Origin of the sequence: Sorangium sp. So ce145, from assembly GCF_051525985.1 — a bacterium.
In the GTDB taxonomy this organism is placed as follows: Bacteria; Myxococcota_A; Polyangia; order Polyangiales; family Polyangiaceae; genus Sorangium; species Sorangium cellulosum_B.
Genome location: NZ_CP150315.1, coordinates 12207224 through 12224496 on the forward strand (window position 1 = coordinate 12207224; position 17273 = coordinate 12224496).

16 protein-coding genes are annotated in these 17273 nt (G+C 73.0%); 6 read left to right on the top strand and 10 right to left on the bottom strand.

From position 1 onward, the window contains the following. Positions 1 to 8 precede the first annotated feature (8 nt). From WMF34_RS45395 to WMF34_RS45410, 4 genes are all read right to left on the bottom strand, one after another. Complete coding sequence (locus WMF34_RS45395; RefSeq protein WP_437991723.1) at positions 9 to 461, bottom strand: hypothetical protein; 453 nt, start codon at positions 459 to 461, stop codon at positions 9 to 11. Positions 462 to 581: 120 nt separating this feature from the next. Beyond that, positions 582 to 1676, bottom strand: a complete 1095-nt coding sequence (locus WMF34_RS45400) for a hypothetical protein (RefSeq protein WP_157907368.1) — start codon at positions 1674 to 1676, stop codon at positions 582 to 584. A gap of 244 nt (positions 1677 to 1920) precedes the next feature. Then, positions 1921 to 2964, bottom strand: a complete 1044-nt coding sequence (locus WMF34_RS45405) for a tetratricopeptide repeat protein (protein ID WP_437991724.1) — start codon at positions 2962 to 2964, stop codon at positions 1921 to 1923. Then, positions 2961 to 4136 (bottom strand): hypothetical protein, encoded by a 1176-nt coding sequence (locus tag WMF34_RS45410; RefSeq protein WP_437991725.1) that lies wholly within the window; start codon positions 4134 to 4136, stop codon positions 2961 to 2963. Before WMF34_RS45410 ends, WMF34_RS45405 begins: the two co-directional genes overlap by 4 nt. Before the next feature lie 186 nt (positions 4137 to 4322). On the opposite strand from WMF34_RS45410, the gene WMF34_RS45415 reads away from it, so the two are divergent. Continuing rightward, complete coding sequence (locus WMF34_RS45415) at positions 4323 to 4991, top strand: hypothetical protein (RefSeq protein ID WP_044967360.1); 669 nt, start codon at positions 4323 to 4325, stop codon at positions 4989 to 4991. Positions 4992 to 5009: 18 nt separating this feature from the next. Here WMF34_RS45415 and WMF34_RS45420 read toward each other — a convergent pair whose 3' ends face one another. Next, positions 5010 to 5855, bottom strand: coding sequence for a DUF4142 domain-containing protein (locus WMF34_RS45420; protein ID WP_231864594.1), 846 nt, complete (start codon positions 5853 to 5855; stop codon positions 5010 to 5012). Positions 5856 to 6323: 468 nt separating this feature from the next. Beyond that, positions 6324 to 7109, bottom strand: a complete 786-nt coding sequence (locus WMF34_RS45425; RefSeq protein ID WP_231864595.1) for a class I SAM-dependent methyltransferase — start codon at positions 7107 to 7109, stop codon at positions 6324 to 6326. 687 nt (positions 7110 to 7796) lie between these two features. Here WMF34_RS45425 and WMF34_RS45430 point away from each other — a divergent pair. Further along, positions 7797 to 8321, top strand: a complete 525-nt coding sequence (locus WMF34_RS45430) for a hypothetical protein (protein ID WP_437991726.1) — start codon at positions 7797 to 7799, stop codon at positions 8319 to 8321. Positions 8322 to 8918: 597 nt separating this feature from the next. On the opposite strand, the gene WMF34_RS45435 is transcribed toward WMF34_RS45430, so the two are convergent. Together WMF34_RS45435 and WMF34_RS45440 are read right to left on the bottom strand one after the other, a co-directional pair. Continuing rightward, the gene (locus WMF34_RS45435; RefSeq protein ID WP_012241506.1) at positions 8919 to 10202 is read right to left on the bottom strand and encodes an adenylosuccinate synthase; all 1284 of its coding nucleotides are present in this window, start codon (positions 10200 to 10202) and stop codon (positions 8919 to 8921) included. A 112-nt stretch (positions 10203 to 10314) separates the two neighbouring features. Further along, positions 10315 to 11610, bottom strand: a complete 1296-nt coding sequence (locus tag WMF34_RS45440) for an ATP phosphoribosyltransferase regulatory subunit (RefSeq protein ID WP_012241507.1) — start codon at positions 11608 to 11610, stop codon at positions 10315 to 10317. A gap of 417 nt (positions 11611 to 12027) precedes the next feature. On the opposite strand from WMF34_RS45440, the gene WMF34_RS45445 reads away from it, so the two are divergent. Continuing rightward, positions 12028 to 12612, top strand: a complete 585-nt coding sequence (locus tag WMF34_RS45445) for an RNA polymerase sigma factor (protein ID WP_231864596.1) — start codon at positions 12028 to 12030, stop codon at positions 12610 to 12612. Between the two features lie 141 nt (positions 12613 to 12753). On the opposite strand, the gene WMF34_RS45450 is transcribed toward WMF34_RS45445, so the two are convergent. Then, positions 12754 to 13449 (bottom strand): HAD family hydrolase, encoded by a 696-nt coding sequence (locus WMF34_RS45450; protein WP_012241509.1) that lies wholly within the window; start codon positions 13447 to 13449, stop codon positions 12754 to 12756. A gap of 372 nt (positions 13450 to 13821) precedes the next feature. Between WMF34_RS45450 and WMF34_RS45455 the strand changes: the two genes are divergently transcribed. From WMF34_RS45455 to WMF34_RS45465, 3 genes are all read left to right on the top strand, one after another. After that, the gene (locus WMF34_RS45455; protein WP_044967365.1) at positions 13822 to 14073 is read left to right on the top strand and encodes a helix-turn-helix transcriptional regulator; all 252 of its coding nucleotides are present in this window, start codon (positions 13822 to 13824) and stop codon (positions 14071 to 14073) included. Positions 14074 to 14401: 328 nt separating this feature from the next. Further along, entirely contained in the window at positions 14402 to 14992 is a 591-nt protein-coding gene (locus WMF34_RS45460) for an RNA polymerase sigma factor (protein ID WP_044967366.1), read from the top strand. Next, positions 14989 to 16029, top strand: coding sequence for a hypothetical protein (locus WMF34_RS45465; protein WP_437991727.1), 1041 nt, complete (start codon positions 14989 to 14991; stop codon positions 16027 to 16029). Before WMF34_RS45460 ends, WMF34_RS45465 begins: the two co-directional genes overlap by 4 nt. Positions 16030 to 16166: 137 nt before the next feature. Here the strand turns inward: WMF34_RS45465 and WMF34_RS45470 are convergent, their stop codons facing one another. Next, positions 16167 to 17267, bottom strand: a complete 1101-nt coding sequence (locus WMF34_RS45470; protein WP_437991728.1) for a hypothetical protein — start codon at positions 17265 to 17267, stop codon at positions 16167 to 16169. Between the last annotated feature and the right edge of the window lie 6 nt (positions 17268 to 17273).

Consider the following 17273-nt stretch of genomic DNA (forward strand, 5'->3'; position numbering starts at 1 on the left):
GGGGCTCTCTATTGCGGGGCGGAGCCCTGGGGCCAGCGCCGCGCGAAGACGTTGTTGTCCCAGGCGACCGCGATCTCCGCGCCGCCCCGGAGCGTCATCCCTATCGCCTCGTAGATGAGCCGCGTCCCCGGGACATAACCGAGATCCTGGAGCGCCTCCGGGACCGGCTCGAGGTCCCAGCGGACCAGGTAGACGCCCTGCGCGCCGAGCCGATGAGCGATCATGCGGCCTTGGGCGAACGTGGTCCCGTCGGGGCGCAGGGTGGTGACCGAGTACTCGCCGGCGAAATCTCCCGGCGAGCCGCTGATCTTGACGCCGGTCTCGCGCGCGAGCTCCCCCTCGTAGATGGCGAGGGCGAAGGTGCCGTCGACATCACCGGTCTGGAGATCGAGGCGGAAGACGATGACGCCGCAGCTCGTCGGCGCAGGCTGCTGCGGATCGGAGATCTGAACGATCGGCATGGGGGTCCCTTACCCTGATCCAGCGTGCGCGGGGTACACCGCTGAGCTCGGAGGCGCAGGATCGGGGCTCGCGTGTGAGGCAGCCCTCGAGATCCAGCCTGAACGGCACCGCGCAGCGGACTACGCCGGCCGCAGGATCTGCCGCACCGAGTCCACGTCCGTGACCCGGTGCAGCACCGGCTGGAGCCCGGCGCCCGGGGCCTCGCCGAAGGCGCCGCTCGCGGCGACGGCGCGGGCGCGCGGGCCGTCGAGCACGAGGAACACGTCCCTCAGGCCCCCGGCGCCCGGCGCGTCGATCACGTCGACGATGCGCGAGCGATCGAGGTGCAGCTCCTCGTCGCCCCGCTGGATGAGCACGCGCCGGTCGGTGATGAGGTACCGCGTCCGCGCCGCGAGCCGCGCCGGGCGCACCACCGACATGTAGAGCATCGCCGCGCCCGCGGCGACGAGCAGCACGATCGTGAGCGACAGGGACGCGACCAGCGCCACGAAGGAGACGCTCTCCGGATCCATGCCCGCCGCGGTCACGATGCGGATGCTGCGCACGGCGTGCACCGCCGTGACCACCGCGAAGCTGCCGAGGAGCACGCCGAGCAGCACCGAGCCGACGCCGCGCAGGCCGCTCGGGAGCCACTTGTGCCAGCCGTCGGCCGGGTGCGCCGACCAGAGCACCCGCTCGCCCTCGTCGAGGCGCTGCGAGAGCAGGCGGTGACCGTCGCCCGCGGGCGCCGACGGGACCACGCCCCGGAGGATCGCCCAGACGCGATCCGGGGCCACGACGCCCGTCAGCACGATCGACAGCCGCCGCCGGAGGGCGCCGGTCGGCACCGCCCTGACGAGCTCGAGGTCGCCGACGCCGGGGTGCTTCGGGTTCCAGTGGATGCGCGCGTAGCTGATCGACCGCCGCTCGATGGAGCGCCGGAGCTTCCCGCGCTGCACGACGATGTGCCGATCGGTGAGCATGTACTCCAGCTCCGAGCGCCACCAGCGCGGCAGGTAGCTGAACGCCACCGCGAGGCTCGCCATCCAGGCCGCGAAGGCGAGCAGCTGGTTCGGCGACGCGTCGAGCGCCTTGCTCACCACGACGGCGGACGCGGTGCTGATCGCGGAGGTCACGCCGCAGACCGCCGCGCCCACGAGGTAGAGCATCGGCGTCGCGACGACCTTGGGACGTCCGGACCAGAGCACAACCTCATCGAACACCGAGTCACGCATCTCGATGGATCCTCCGTTCGGGGTGAGCTGGCCGGCGCCGCCCCCGCGGGCGAGGGCGACCACGCTAAGGTGAACCCGCCGGCCGGGGTCGTAAAGGGGGCTCTCGCCGTCGCCCGCTGTACGCCGTACGACCAGAGCGCCATCGGTGACCACGCGCACGCGCGGCCGTCCTTCGCGGTGCGCCGCCGGAGCGGGCGGAAGCGGCGCGCGGCCGTCCAGACGATGGAGCGCCCGCCGCCTCGGCTCAGCGCCGCTGCGGCGCCGCGAGCTTGCGCAGGCGCTTCAGCGTCTTCAGCGTCTGTTCCGATTCCCTCTCGCACTGCGCCCGCCGCGCCTTCGCCAGCGGCAGCCAGTGATCGTTGCCCGGCGCCCGGGCGATGTAGGCGTCCCACGCGGCCACGGCCTGCAGGTAGGCCTCCGCGCGCGCGGCGCCGAGCTCGGCGCTCCGCGCCGCGGCCCAGTGGCCGAGCGCCGCGTACCAGGCCTCGTCGTGGGCGGGCACGTAGAACCAGCCGGCGCCGTTGATCTGCTGATCGGCCCGGTCGTAGGTCCTCGCGAGCCGGATGTTCTCGATGCCTCCCTCCAGGTCGCCGGACCGGTCGAGCGCCACCGCGAGCCCCCAGAGCGTGGTCACGCCGTAACGGACCATATCGAGCGACCCGAGGGTCGAGAGCGAGGCGCGGTACCCCTCGACCGCCGACGTGATGTCGCCGAGCGCCATGTAGGCCTCGGCCTGGTTGGCCAGCAGCAGCGCCCGCGAGGCCGCGTGCGGCTCGAGCACCAGCGCCTCGTCGTACGCCTCGATCTCGTCCGTGTACCTGCCGAGCCGCGCGTAGCAGACCGCCAGCGCGTGCCACGCGTCGGCCCGGAAAGGCGCCGGCGGCTGGAGCCGCAGGAGCCCCTCGAGCGTCGCGACGGCGCCCTGCACGTCGCCGAGGTGCTCCAGGATGTCGGCGTAGCGCAGCCGCACCGAAGGGGTGCGCGACGTCGCCGCGCCGGCGCGCTCGTACAGGGCGCGCGCCTCGCGCAGCCAGAGCGGGCCGATCTCCTCGACCCGCTCCAGGAGCGGCGAGCGCCGGAGCTGGTCGTACCGCGCGAGGAGCGCGTCCGCCTGGGAGATGAGCTCCTCGCGCTCGTGGGCCGCCGGATCGAGCGCGCGGGACCAGACGGTCGGCGCTGCGTGGAGGGGCCCCGCCGCGAGCGTGGACGCGAGGAGCGCCGCGACGCCTGGCAGGCGCGAGCGCCACGGCAGGGGCGACCGCCGGGGCGGGGGCGATGGCCGCGTCACCGCGCCCCTCCCGCGCCTTGCCGCGGCGCCGCGCTCCGCTCCTGCGGGGCGCGCGGGCGCGCGGGCGCGCGCGCCCCGCCGCCGGCGCCTCGCCGGAGCGCGTCGAGGCGCGCGCGCGCCGCCGGGGCCCACGGCCCCTGGCCGCCGGCGCCCGACAGGTACGCCTCCCAGCGCGCGATCGCGGCCGCCGTCATGGCTCGCTCCAGCGCGAGCGCCTCGAGGGCGAGCCTGTCCTCCGGGACCGCGAGGTACTCGACGGTGCGCAGGCGCGCCGCCGCGCTGGCGAGGTCGTCCGCGGTCCGCTCGCGCGCGGCCGCGCCGGCGCTCCGGTCTTCCGCGTCTTCCGCGCGCCCGCGCGCGCCCTCCAGCGCGGCCGCGTCGCCTTCGAGCGCGGCGTCCGCCTGGGCCTTGTCGCCGGAGCGGTCCAGCGCGAGCGCGAGCGACAGCGTGACGTCGCGGGCGAGCTGCGTCTGCGCGCGCAGGCGCGCCTCGCGCAGGTAGGCGATCGCCTCGTCGAGGTCCCCGCGGGCGGCCGCCTCTCCGTGCGCGTCTCTGTGCGCGCCGGCGGGCGGCCTCGCGCTCGCGTCGGCGACGGACGCCGCGCCCGCGGTGGCCATCGACAGGTGCGCCGCCTCGAGCAGCACGAGCGCGCGCTGGTCCGCGGTCCCGAGCAGATCGATCCGCGGGACGAGCGCGCGGTAGATCGCGATCGCCTCGCCGCGCTTGCCGGTCCGGGCGAGAGAGCGCGCGAGATCGTGCATCGTCTGCGGATCCTCGACGCTGCGGGGATCGACGCTCCGCGCCCGCTCGAAGGCGCGCGCGGCGTCCTCGGGCGAGCCGAGCGCGAGGGCGGCGCGGGCGAGCAGGACCTGCGGCGCGGCGTGCCCCGGGAGGAGCTGATCGGCGAGGCGCGCCGACGCGCGCGCCGCCTCGGCGTCGCCGCCGAGCTGCGCCTGGCCGCGCGCGAGCAGGTCGCAGTAGCGCGGGAGCTCAGGCGCCCGCGCGCGCTCCCAGACGGTGGGCCCCCGTGCGATGGCCCGGCCGGATCGCGCCGAGCACTCGGGCGGACGCCCCGCGGCCGCCGCGGCGGCGACCAGATCGCCACCCTGTCCGGCGTGCGCGGCGAGCGGGAAGACGAGCAGGGCCGTGAGCAGCAGCGGGCCGAGGTGCACGGCGAGAGTGTACCAGGGAGGCGCGCTGGAGGCTCACGCCGGGGCCGACGGCGCAGGGCTGCGATCCGGTTGATCGGGTGGGCGTTGGTCCGTTATGGTGCCCGAGGTGACAGCGTCGACGGGGGGCGTTCGCGGGTCGTGTTTCGCTGGACTCCGCAGCCTTGGAGCCTGAGGAGGATCGACATCATGGGCGAGGTGATTCGCAAGGATGCGCCAGCGGACGACATCATCGGTGACGTGCGCGCGACGCTCCACAGCGCTTCCGCGAAGGGCGGGCCCCTCCGGGAGCTCGCCGAGCAGCGGCTCGTGCCCGTGCTGACGCTCTTCGACGGGGTGGAGGCCCAGCGCAACGCCGCGCGCTCCGAGGCGGAGCCGCTGCTCGCCAAGGTCGAGGCGGAGTCCGCGCGCGCCGACGACGCGCTCGGCAAGGTCGCCGACGACGTCTGGAACGCCGTGGGCCGCCCCTCCGCGGATCCTGCGCTGTCGATCCTGTTCCCGGGCGGTGTGGCCTACTTCGCCGACGACGAGGACGGCGATCTCACGGGGCAGCCGGATCGGCTGGAGGTGCTCGCGCAGCTGCTCGGCTCGGGGATCCACCCGAAGCTCAGCCTGGACAAGGCGCAGGCCGCGGCGGCTGAGGTGAAGTCGGCGGCGGCGGCGGTGCGCTCCACGGTCGAGGCGACCCGGCTGCCGCTGGAGCGGCTGAGCGTGCTCGACCGCATCCGCGCCTCGGTGGCGAAGAGCGCGCACATCGAGCTGGTGCACCTGAAGCGTCTCTACAGGGCGGCTGGCTTCAGCGAGGCGGAGATCCACGCGGTCATCCCGGATCGCGGCCGGGCACGGCGCCGCCTGTAGCGCACTGCGCCCCTCGGCTCACGGGCGGGGGTACGGGCCGGGCGCGCCGAAGCCAGACGGCGCGCTGCGGCCGTAAACCCCGTAGTAGGGGGAGACGGCCGGCGAGTAAGGCCCGTTGGCGCCGAAGTAGACGGGGCCGTAGGAAGGCGCGCTGTTGGCGAAGCCGCCGCCGTAGTTGCCGTAATTGCCGTAGTTACCGTAATTGCCGTAGTCGATGTAGCTGCCGTAGGTGCCGTAATTGCCGAAATAGGGCACGCCGGGCGGATAGCCGCCCTCCGGAATGTACGGGCTGCCGATGAGCGCGAGGAGCGACGTGGCGAACGAGAGGTTCCGCTTCGTGGCGCTCAGGACCTCCGGGACGAGGTGAGAGAGCCCCGGGTGCAGCTCGGGCCCCACGATGGCCATCTGCTCCTGGAGATGCGCGAGGAACTCCCGGTGTCGATAGATCTGAACATTGACGAACGTCCAGTCGAAGCTGGGCCCCGCGAGCCCCGTGAGCTGCTGCTGATTCGCCGCGCCCTGCTCGATCAGCGCCAGGCTGATCTCGTTGTCCACCGGCGTCATGCCCATCTGCGTGAGCGCGAGCGCGAGCTGCTCGCTCGCGGCGGTGTGATGATCGAACAGCGTCTGGGCGAGCTCGAAGACGTGCGCGTCCGACGCCTTGGCGCGGGCCATCTGCGCGTCGCTGATCTCGGTCGCGTTGAAGGCGGCGAGCACCGCGGCGAGCTGCGGCATGGTGAGCGAGAAGGCCTGTGAGGTGGACTCGACCGCCTCCTCCGAGCTGTCCTCGTCCGCCGCCACCAGAACACCGTCTCCCGCCGCGACGGAGCAAGCGCTGGTCCCCGCGAGCGCGAGGGCTGCCATCCATGCAAAACGAAGAGAGTCGACTCGAATGTTCATAATTCCCCCATGTCATTGACGGAAGCGGGGCCGGCGCTGGAGCGCTCGGCGGTGATGCCTGGCCCGCCCCGTCACGTATCTTGAACTGTTGTGGGGAGACGCAAGCCGCGAGAACATCAAATAGGCAATTCTCACCAGCGCGCAGGACCGGCTGAATCGTCCGTGCCGCGCGACGGACCGGCGCGGAGGTGCCACCTCTCGACGTCGATGAACGGACGCGGGCACCCGCCCGGGCGGCGGCGCTGGAATCCCTGCCGGAGGGCGGGCGGGGGCCGGGAGCGGCGCTGTCGGAGGATCAGCGTGATGCCATGTCCGGGCTCGACGGAGAGGGCAGGACGGAGTTTGCCGCGTTGCTGGAGGACGGGCCCGGAGTCGGGCTCTCGATCACGTCACCTGCCACCGTCTCCTGGCCGCCCGGGCGGGAGAAGGACGTCAGTCGGAGATCCTGGCCGGCTTGCGGGCCAGGACGCCGACGGTGCCATAGTAGACGCCCCACGCCGACGGATCGGCCGCGAACCGGGCGTAGCCGGCGAGATCTTCCGCGCTGACCCGCCCTGTCGCGAGGTGCTTGTGCTGGAGCTGGGTGGCGGAGAGGCTCATGATCTCGGACAGCGGGTGACCGCCAGGGCACAGCGGCACCTCGTTCTCGACGGCCTCGATGGCGAGCCCTCGCGACGTCAGGATCGCGGGGAGGCGCAGGCCGAGGCCGGGGTCCTTGCCGTCGGCCTCGAACATCGCGAGGATCGACCGATTGACCCGATCGAAGGCCTCGATATCCGGACCGGAGGCGCCCCTCGCCGCGGTGAAGTCCGGCTCCTCGAGCACCAGGTGGCCGCCGGGCTTCAGCGCTGCGAGCATGGCGTCGAGGAGATCCTGGAAATCCGCGTTGTGGACGAGCACGTAGCGGGCGTGCACCAGATCGAAGCGCGCCGCGTGGAAATTGAGCTGGCGGATGTCGCCCTCGATGATCCGGACGCCCGGCGGCGGAGAAGCGTCCATGAACCCGACATCGAGGTCGACCGCGACCACCTCGCCCTCGAGGCCCACGCGCTCTGCCATCCAGCAGGCGATCGACCCGGCGCCGGCCCCGACCTCGAGGCAGCTCCAGCCGGGCCCCATCCCGGACGCCTTGAGAAGGCGCCGGCTGCCGGGGTCGAAGAAGCCCTCGATCCGCCGCAGGCGCTCCAGCTCTCGCGCGCGCTCCGAACCCGCAAACATGTAGCTGTCCTCGGCCATAGGAATGGACAGAATAGTCGATCCCATGGAGGAAAATCGAACTTCTCCCCGCTGACTTCGCCTTCTTCCGGCGGCATCGATCTGTCGAGCGGCGCACAGCGGGTGAGCTGTTCGGCCCGGGCTGTAAAGCGCGCTTGTCCCGACGTTATGTCCAGAGGCCTTCAAGAGAGCGCGCCGTAACCGCCGCGCGTCGACGCGAGCAGCCTTGGGCGGAGCCACAAGAGGCCTGGCGCGGCGCGCGCGAGGGCCGCGAGCCCGAGGACCGCGGCGCGCAGGGGGCGCCCCTTCCCGCGCGACTTCTGATGAGCACGCCGCTGCCCTGCCGCCGGAGCTGGGCCAGCGCGGCCCGGGCGCCGTGACGTGTGGCGCGTGTGGCGCGTGTGGATCGATTCGCTCGCTCCGTGGCCGGCTGAGCGCCTGTCGTCGAGCGCGCGCCGGCCGGCGTCAGGCGTTGTTCGTGTCCCGAGGGGTTAACGGCTCTCGATCGGGCGCGGCCCGATGCGCCGTTCCGGCGTCGTCTCGATCCCGAGGGCCGTATCCGGCCCCAGCATGTCGAGCGCGGGACGCTACGCCGCCAGGCTCCGGAGGCGGCCTTCGCGCGCACGGGCGCGTCCGCATCGCCGGCGGCTCGGCACGAGCCGCGAACGCAAACGACCTGGGAGACACATCATGCGAAGCATGTTTCTGGTAGTCCTGACCGCGCTGCCGCTCATGGCCTGCGGGGGCAATCGAGGCGGAGAGGCGGCCTCGCCGGCGCCCGCGCCGGCGGGCGGAGAGACCCCCGGCGCGCCTGGAACCCCAGGAGGGCCCGAGAACGGAACGCCCGGCGCGGGTACGATGCCTGGAGAGACGGGAGAGCCGGGCGCCCAGGGCGGGCAAGGCACCCAGGGCGGCACGCAGGAGTGGGGCAGCGGCACCGAGCGCAGACCGGGCACCGGCGGCACGAGCGGCGGCACGCCGGGAGGCACGCCGGGCACCGGCGGCACGACGGGCGGCACGCCGAGCACGGGCGGCGCGCCGGGCACGGGCGGCACGCCGGGCAGCGGCACCGGCGGCACGCCGGGGGGAGGGGCTTACGCGCCGCCGGGCGGCGGAACCGGCACGCCGGGCGGGACCACCGCGCCGGGCGGCGGCAGCGGCCAGCGGGGCGGCACGCCCGGCGGCGGTAGCAAGAGCGGCGGCTCGGGCCAGTAAGTCGCTGTCGATCGGCTCGCTCCACCCGGCCACGATCCCAGCACCGGCTTCGCCGATTGCCAGTCCTGCGTTTCAGAGACTTATGCAGCGAACGGCTTTACGGCTTCAGGATGACCGGCGCGCGGAGCTGAAGCGCCGAACAGGCAAGGTGGTATCGAGAGATGAACCGCCAGGACGCCAGGCGCCAGAGAAGCGGAGGGAATCCTCTCTTCCTCGCGTCGTCGACGTCCTGGCGCTCCACTTTTATCGATGCTCCCCTTTGACTAGCTGCTGTTTGGCAGAGGCCGTTGCCTCATCGCGATGGGACGTCACCCCGACGCGGTTCCGGCCCTCGAGCGCGCGTACACCTGGTTCCTCGGGAGGTTTGGCGACAACAGGAGGGCAAAGGAGCTGCTCGCCTGGCTCGATCGTGCCCGGCTCGGAGCGGCGGGAGCCCACGAGACGTGAGTCCGACGGCGCCCGCGCCGGGGAGTGTGCAACGTGGTCGAACCGGATGCGGTCTTGTACCGCTCCGCCGGTGAAGGCCGGCGCCCGTTGTCTCACGGTGCCGGCCTTCTCTTCACCCCCTCGACGTGGGGCTTCGCGCTCGCTTGCCCCTCAGGCGAACGCGTTGCGCCGCACGATGGTCGCCTCGCGGTCGGCGCCGACCGAGACGACGTCGACCGGCACGCCGGTCTCCTTCTCGACCATCTCCACGTAGTGCCGCGCCGCCGCGGGCAGCTCCGTCATGGAGCGGGCGGCGTCGATCGGCTCGCTCCACTCGGCCACGGTCTCGAGCACCGGCTTCGCCGTCGCGATGTCGTCGATCGGGAACTCCCGCGTGCGCCCCGACGGCGTGTCGTAGGCGACGCAGACCTTGAGCTCCGGCATGCCGGTCAGCACGTCGAGCTTGGTGAGCGCGATCCCGTCGAGGCCGTTCACCCGCGCCGCGTAGCGCAGCGCCGGCAGGTCCAGCCACCCGGTCCGCCGCGGCCGGCCCGTCACCGAGCCGTACTCGCCGCCGACCGACCTGAGCCGCTCGCCGAGCGGGCCGTCGAGCTCGGTCGGGAACGGCCCCTCGCCCACGCGGGTGCAGTACGCCTTCGCCAGGCCGAGAACGCGGCGGATGCGCGTCGGGCCGACCCCGGCGCCGACGCACGCGCCCCCCGCGATCGCCGACGACGACGTCACGAACGGGAACGTGCCGTGGTCGATGTCGAGCAGCGTCCCCTGCGCCCCCTCGAGCAGCACGCGCTCGCCGCGGCGGAGCGCGCCGTCGATGAGCTGCGACGTGTCGGCGAGCAGCGGCGTGATCCGCTTCGCCAGCGGCGTGAGCTCGTCGAGGATCGCGTCGAGCGACGGCGGCTCGCCGCCCAGGGCGCGCAGCGTCGGCGTCCACGCCTCGAGCGAGCGCGACACGAGCTGCGCGAGCCGCTTCATGTCGCGCAGATCGCCGAGCCGCGCCCCGCGCCGCGACGCCTTGTCCTCGTAGCAGGGGCCGATGCCGCGCTTGGTCGTCCCGAGCCGCACGCCGTCCGCCGCCGCCGCCTCGCGGAGCGAGTCGACGAGCGGGTGGAACGGCAAGATCAGGTGCGCGCGATCCGACACGAACAGCCGCCCCTGCGTCGAGCAGCCCCGCGCCTCCACCGCGTCGATCTCGGAGACGAGCACCCCGGGATCGACCACCATGCCCTGCGCCATCACGCAGCGGGCGTTCGAGCGGAGGATGCCGCTCGGGATGAGCCGAACGATGAGCTTCTCCCCGCCCACCACCAGCGTGTGGCCGGCGTTGGGCCCGCCGGCGTAGCGCACCACGAGGTCGGCGCTCTCCGTATAAAGGTCGACGACCTTGCCCTTGCCCTCGTCGCCCCACTGTGCGCCGACGATCACGATCGCGGTCATTCCGAAGCTCCTCTTGGATCACGTGGCCCGGCCTCGGCCCGCTCGTCACTCCGAGCGGCTCCGTCCGGGTCCAGGTTGGCCTTTACCCCAGGCTCGCTTGCCGAGCGAGCGTCTACTTGCCGCCCGGACGTCCTGCCCCCGTCTTCAGCACGATCGCCTGGGCCGCCGCGGCGTCGTCGAGGGCCGCCGGAACGGCGCTCGCGCTCGTCGCGGCCTCGCCGCCGCCGGATGTCGCCTCGACCACCAGCGCCCCGTCCCGCTCCCGCACCAGGTGAGAGAACCGCCAGGACAGCGCGTACCCCTCCGGATCCTGGTCCGGCGCGTGCGCCACGGCCGGGACACCCAGCCCCCGCAGCGCCGCCGCGAGCGACGCGGCGCGCTCCGGCCGCACGGCGACGAGCACCCGCAGCGCCGGCTCGTCCGCCGCGCCCGCGACGTCGCGCGCCCAGGCGATCGCGTCGAGGTTCAGCGCGAAGCCGACGGCCGGCATCGGCAGGCCGAAGCGGGACAGCAGCATGTCGTAGCGCCCGCCCGCCGCGATCGCCTCCCCGGGGCCATCGGCCAGCACGTGGAAAATTGCACCCGTATAGTACGCCAGACCGCGGAGCTCGCCGAGGTCGACCCGGAGCGCCGGGCCGAGCTCGGGGCTCGTCCTCGCCGCGTCCCAGAGCGCGCGGAGCTCGGCGAGCGGCGCCTCGGCGGGCGTGCCGGTGAGCAGGCGCGTGGCGCGGTCGAAGACCGCGGCGCCGTCCGGGTCAGCCGCGCCGCCGCCTGCGAGGTCCGGCAGCGCGGCGATGGCCGCGACGATGGGGCGCGGGACGTCGGCGGCCTTCGGGCTCGCGAGCACGGCGGCGAGGCGGGAGGCGTCCTTCAGCTCGAGCACCTCCGAGAGCTCGGCCGCGAGCCCCGCCGGGACGGCGTCGAGCAGCGCGCGCGCGATCATCGCGTGGCCGAGGTCCACGACGAAGTGCTCCAGGCCGGCCTCCCGCACCGCGGAGGCGGCGAGGCGGAGGATCTCGATCTCACCGGCGAGCGTGCCGACGCCGTAGAGCTCGACGCCGGCCTGCGGGATCTGCCGGTGGCGCCGCGCCCGCCCCTGGCGGCGGCGGAGGACCGTGCCCTCGTAGCAGAGGCGGATGGGGCGGGGCGCGTCCGCGAGCCGCGTGGCCACGAGCCGCGCGATCTGCGGTGTCATGTCCGGGCGGAGCGCCGCCACCTCGCCCGACTCGGGCTCGATGAAGCGCAGCACGTCCGCGGCGTCGAGCGTGCCGAGCCCGCGCTCGAGCACCTCGGCGAACTCGAACGCGGGCAGCGAGACCGGCTGGTAGCCGCACAGCACGAAGTGATCGAGCACGCGCTTGGCGAGCGCGCGCCGGCGCCGCGCCTCCTCCGGGAGCAGATCGCGCATCCCGGCCGGCAGCGGGTGGGCCAGCGCACGCGGCGGGGCGGAGGCGGACGGCGCTGGCCGGTCTACCTCGGGCGTCGGAACGTGGCTGTTTCCCCCTCGGGGGGCTTCCCATCGCGGAGCGTCGCTGGACATCGTGGCCCCGCTTATACCGGCTGAGCACGCGGTGCGCACGCGGCGCGCACGTCCGTTGAGCTTGCCGTGGCAAGGCCTTTGCTGGTCGGTGCGCACCACCGGGCCCGTGGGCCGGAAGCGCACGCGGCGCCCTCGACGGAGAGATGGCTCATGGCTCTGACCGCCGTTCCGACCGATGTACCGAGCGCCAGCACCAGGCCTGAGACTCCTCTGGCGCCCTGCGGTCTCACCCCGCCTGGCGCGGTCGGGTCGCGCCCCTCGCCCCGCGCCGCGAGCGCGGGCCCGTTGGCCGAGGTCATCTGCCGGGCGAAGGACGGCGATCGGGAGTCGCTCGACGAGCTCACGCGGCTCATCCGCCCGCACGTGGAGCGGCAGCTCGCGCGCTACCCCGTGTCCGACGAGGACCGGCTCGACCTCGTGCAGTCGACGCTGCTGCAGGTGGTGCGGACGATCCGCTCGTTCCGCGGCGACTCGAGCTTCACGACGTGGCTCTTCCGCGTGACGGCGAACGAGGCGCTCATGCTGATGCGGTCGCAGCGGCGGCAGCGCGCGCGCATCGTCGAGGGGCTCGACTTCGAGGAGCTCGGCCTCTTGCCGACGATGCGCAGCACGATCGGCGAGGACGACGCCGCGTCCGCGGCGGAGCGGGAGGCGTACGTCCGCGAGGCGCTCTGCGAGCTTCCGGACGACTACCGCGACGTGGTGCTCGCGCACTACCACGAGGACCTCGGCCTCCAGGAGATCGCGCAGAAGCTCGCCGTGAGCGAGAGCGCCGTCCGCTCGCGGCTCCACCGGGCGCGCGTGCGCCTGCGCGCGATCCTCAACGCGACCGCGTTTGGGCGCGAGATCGCCGAGGGCGTCGCGGCCTGAGGCGCGCGAAAGCGACGCCGGCCTGAGGCGCGCGAAAGCGACGCCGGCCTGAGGCGCGCGCGGGCGGCGACGTCCTGCGCGTGCGGGGAGGGCGGCTGGCCGCGCGCGCAAATCCGACGCGCATCACCCGGGGGTGTGCAGCTAACGAACGGTGGAGAGCCTGACCGTCGCGTCGCGCCAGCGGCGGAGGACGTCCCAGAGCTCTCCCAGGGTACGGAGGAGCACGTCGGGGCGGGCGTCGAGGAGCTCGTCTTGCGATGCGAAGCCGCCGAGGACGGCGATCGATCGCGCGCCCGCGCGGCGAGCGCACTCGATGTCCTGGGGGCCGTCGCCGACCATCACCATCTTGTGCGGCTGGACGCCGAGGCGCGCCGCGAGGTGGAGCAGCGGCGCCGGATCCGGCTTCTTGGCGGCGACGTCGCCGCCCGCGACCACCGCGCGGAAGCGCGCGCCGACCCCGAGCGCGGCGAGCACCGCGTCGGTGGTCGAGCGCGGCTTGTTCGTGCAGACGCAGAGCGCGAGATCGCCGAGGTCCGAGAGCCTCTCGAGCATCTCCTGCGCGCCGGGCATCCAGCGGGTGAAGTCGAGCGGGTGCCGCGCGTAGTAGTCGAGGAAGTGGCGGAGGACGTCCTCGACGCTCTCGGATGTCTCGGGGAGCCTGGCGGCGCGCGCACACAGCGCGCGCGCGCCGTCGCCCACGTACCGGACGATCACCTGCCCGGGCAGCGGAGCACGGCCCGTCGCCACCAGCGCATGGTTCACCGCCGCCACGATGTCGCCCCGACTGTCGATCAACGTACCGTCCAGGTCGAACACGACCACCGTGGGAGTGAGCATCGCCAGAGAGCCTACGCTGGCGCCCTCGCTGACGGAAGGTACGGCGAGCACCCCGATGTCATAGAAACCGGACTCAGTGTAAGTTAATCAAGACTCTATGTATAAAATAGTTGACATTGGTTCGCCGGTCAGTTACCTGGTTCGAGGTGTCAGCGACCCCTGGAGGGATCGCTGACACCTCGAACCAGCGCGTCCGCGGAGCGGGCGCCGGGGCGCGAGCGGGGCGAAACCGCGAGGAAACAGAGCCGGGGCCGCGCGCGTGAAGCGGCGCAGACGTCCGGCCATCCGCGGCCGGATGCGTGGCAGGCGGAGCTCGCCGCCTGCAGATGGGGGAGGACGCGCTGGTTCGGAGGGCGAGATGACGTTCAAGAAATGGAACGCGGCGTGGGCAAGGGGCAACCTCAGATCACGAACGTCATCCGCACGCTGAGGTTTCATGCGGGCGAGATGACCCAGGCAGAGCTGGCCGAGAAGGTCGGCGTCACCCGTCAAACCATCGTCGCCATCGAGCAGGGCCGCTACTCGCCCTCCCTCGAGGTCGCCTTCCGCATCGCGGCGGCGTTCGGCGTGCCGCTCGAGCACGTCTTTCAGTGGAAAGGTGACGTGTCGGGCGAGCGGGGTTGAGAACAACGGTGCTTGCCCGTGTCGAACAAGGGCACAAGAAAGGAAGCGTCGTCGTGACCGCGAGCGCCGGCGACGACGAAGGCGCTGCGCGCGCGGTCGTGCTCCATGCGTGAGGCGACGCGGATGCAGTACGGGGAGCCCACGCCCAGCGCGCTTGTGCGCGTCGACGTGCAATAAGGACCGCAATTTCCGCTGGTGCGGCGTTCATGCGTGTTCGAGCGCTCGGCGCAGCTCATCCACGAAGCGCCCGCGGTCACCAGGTGCTGCTGCTCCGCGCTGGCCTGTCGATTTCGTGATCGAATTGCCTCGATCCGGAGATTGCAAAGGCGTGAGCCGTGGTGAAGCGCTGACCCTGATGCAGCTCCCCGCCGCAGTGCCGCCCGACAGCCGGGCGGCGGCCGGGCGCCTCACCGGGCTCGTGATGGAGCACTCGGCGTTCGTCTGGCGCTCGCTGGTGCGGCTCGGCGTGCCGCGCGCCGACGCGGAGGACGCGGCGCAGCAGGTCTTCCTCGTGGCGGCCCGGCGGCTCGGGGACATCGAATCGGGCCGGGAGGCCGCGTTCCTGTTCAGCACGGCGCTGCGGATCGCCTCGCGCACGCGGAGAACCCAGCAGCGGCGCCGGGAGGTGCTGGAGGAAGCGCCCAGCGAGCGCGTCGACCCCGCGCCGGACCCCGAGGAGATGATGGATCGCGCTCGCGCCCGCGCGACGCTCGATGCCATCCTCGACACGATGCCCCTCGAGCAGCGCGCTGTCTTCGTGCTGTTCGAGCTGGAGCAGATGACGACGGCGAACATCGCGGCGCTGCTCGATCTTCCGGCAGGCACGGTCGCGTCTCGCCTCCGCCGGGCGCGCGAGCACTTCCAGGCCGCCGTGAGGCGGATAGAGGCGCGGGCCCATTTCCGAGGTGAATCGCCATGACCGATCCCGAGCGCCTTCTGGACCAGAAGGGGAGTGCTCTGCGAACGACGCTCCTCCGCGCGGCGCTCGACGAGAGTCCGCCGAGCGGCTTGGCCCGGCGAATGCTCGTCGCGGTCGGCGTCGGGGCCGCCGTGGCGGGGACGGGGAGCGCGGCCGTGGCGGGCACGGGGGGCGCGGGCGCGGCAGGAGGCGCGGGCGCGGCAGGGGGCGCGGGTGCGGCGGGGACGGGGAGCGCGGCCGCGGCGGGGGGCGCGGTCGTGGCAGGGAGCGCGGGCGCGGCAGGGGGCGCGGCTGCGGGGGCAGGGGGCGCGGTCGTGGCAGGGGGCGCGGCTGCGGGGGCGGGGGGCGCAGTCGTGGCGGGGGGCGCGGTCGTGGCAGGGGGCGCGGCCGCGGCGGGGGCGAGCGTCGCGCTGAAGGTGGCGGGCGTGGCGGGCGGGAGCGGGATCTTGAGCGCGCTCGGGATCGGCGCGCTCGCGGGGGTCCTCACGCTCGGGGTCGCGGAATGGACGCACGTCGACGCGCCGATGCCCGCGAGGCGCGCTCGAGAGGCGTCCAGCGCGCCGGCTGCGCTCGCCGCGCCGCGCGCACCTGGCGCGGCCGAGGTGGAGTTGCACGAGCGCGTCCCGGAGGAGCGAACGGACGACGCTCCGCCCGTGGCCGCGCCCGCCGCCACGGCTCCTGCCGCCACGGCGGTGAGCAGCCCGCGCGCACGCGAAAGGAACGCGCCGACGCTGGCCTCCGAGCTGGCGCTGCTCGACACCGCGCGGCGCGCGCTGCGACGCGGCGATCCAACGGCCGCCCTCGCGCTCCTGGCTCGCCACGCGCGCGAGTTCCCGAGCGCTCAGCTCTCCGACGAGGCCGCCGCGATCCGCGTCGAGGCGCTGGCGAGCAAGGGGGATCGCGCGGGCGCGCACGCGGCGGCGCGGCGCTTCCTCGAGGCACACCCGGGCAGCCCTCACGCCGATCGTGTCGAGTCGGCCGCCGGGCTCGACGCGCGCAAAGGAGCCGTGAAGCGGAGGAACAGACCCGCAGAGTGATACGAAAGAGGCATCGCCATGGCATGGCGGAAGACCGCGCCCCACGCGCTGCCGTTCCTCGGCGCGCTCACTGCGCGTCGCTCGGAGCGCCCATCCGGCGGCTGATGGTCAGGGGGCATCCGACCTTGGTTGATCCCCTACCGCGGGTTCACGATCGAAATCTGGAACCACTCGCCCACCTTGCCGGAATACGAAGATATGCCTCCGACAACACCGGGCCCGCACAGGTTTCCTTCGGCGCCGTTCGTATCCCGCGGTCCCATGAGGTTCCACACCGAGGAGCTGCAGTCCGCTGCGGTCTCGGTCAGATGGAAGTGCGCCAGGCCGCTGCCCGCGCTCCAGTACAAGAAGTTGTATTGCGGGTAGCAAGAGGCCCCGAAGCAGTCGACGCAGCCGGCTGACCAGTGCATGATGTCCTCCTCCCCGTCCACGACCACTTCCTTTGTCGTGAAATAATAGGTCATCTCGCTGATCTGCTCCTGGCTGAAGCCCACGCTCGCGAGGCTCCACCGCAACGTCCCGCAATCTGCACATTCCCTGCATTCCAGCACGATGTCGTCCGCGTCTGTCGCATCCGCGAGCACGACAGCAGGCCACATGGCGGGGATGTCATCGCCGAGCGTGTCGGTGAACTGTGCCGCGATGCTCGGCGGCGCGCAGAGGGGCAGCCCCTGACATTCCGGATCGGCGCAATCCGCGAGCCCGTCCTCATCGTCATCGTAGCCGTTGCCGCAGGCCACGTCGGTGTCCTCGCGCGGCGCCGCCGTGTCGTCGACGCCGATGACGATGTCGAGGCTCCCCTGGCCGACGGAGACGATGTCGTCGTCGGCGCGGAACTGGAACACGACCGTCGATGTCGTGCCTTCGTTGATGAAGACCTGCAGCGGATTCGGCGACGTCAGGACCGCCTGAACGGGCTGGTAACCGACGCCGGTCCACCGCTCGAGGACCCACGAGGGCTCCAGGCGTACGTCATAGTGGCCGACCGGAAGCACCTCCGTGATCACCGGCGCCTCGATCGAGCCATCGACGAGCCGGTTCGTCGGACCGTGGATATTGAACCACGCGTTCGACAGGCGGTACGTTGCGCCCGTGACGCTGGTCCCGACGAGGGCGAGGCTGATCGAGCCGACCTCGGACGCCTGCCCGACGCCGTCCGGCGTCTCCGCTCCACAACCCACCTGCATCGCAAGAGCCGCGAGGACGGAACATACGAAGAACTGGCGCAAATGTTTCATGATGAT

Bases quoted from the DNA above. Each gene is read 5' to 3' on its own strand.
- WMF34_RS45400 (WP_157907368.1), bottom strand. From the start codon at position 1,676: ATGCGTGACTCGGTGTTCGATGAGGTTGTGCTCTGGTCCGGACGTCCC.
- WMF34_RS45415 (WP_044967360.1), top strand. From the start codon at position 4,323: ATGGGCGAGGTGATTCGCAAGGATGCGCCAGCGGACGACATCATCGGT.
- WMF34_RS45430 (WP_437991726.1), top strand. From the start codon at position 7,797: ATGCGAAGCATGTTTCTGGTAGTCCTGACCGCGCTGCCGCTCATGGCC.
- WMF34_RS45435 (WP_012241506.1), bottom strand. From the start codon at position 10,202: ATGACCGCGATCGTGATCGTCGGCGCACAGTGGGGCGACGAGGGCAAG.
- WMF34_RS45455 (WP_044967365.1), top strand. From the start codon at position 13,822: ATGGAACGCGGCGTGGGCAAGGGGCAACCTCAGATCACGAACGTCATC.
- WMF34_RS45395 (WP_437991723.1), bottom strand. From the start codon at position 461: ATGCCGATCGTTCAGATCTCCGATCCGCAGCAGCCTGCGCCGACGAGC.
- WMF34_RS45440 (WP_012241507.1), bottom strand. From the start codon at position 11,610: ATGCGCGATCTGCTCCCGGAGGAGGCGCGGCGCCGGCGCGCGCTCGCC.
- WMF34_RS45465 (WP_437991727.1), top strand. From the start codon at position 14,989: ATGACCGATCCCGAGCGCCTTCTGGACCAGAAGGGGAGTGCTCTGCGA.
- WMF34_RS45420 (WP_231864594.1), bottom strand. From the start codon at position 5,855: ATGGCAGCCCTCGCGCTCGCGGGGACCAGCGCTTGCTCCGTCGCGGCG.
- WMF34_RS45450 (WP_012241509.1), bottom strand. From the start codon at position 13,449: ATGCTCACTCCCACGGTGGTCGTGTTCGACCTGGACGGTACGTTGATC.
- WMF34_RS45425 (WP_231864595.1), bottom strand. From the start codon at position 7,109: ATGTTTGCGGGTTCGGAGCGCGCGCGAGAGCTGGAGCGCCTGCGGCGG.
- WMF34_RS45470 (WP_437991728.1), bottom strand. From the start codon at position 17,267: ATGAAACATTTGCGCCAGTTCTTCGTATGTTCCGTCCTCGCGGCTCTT.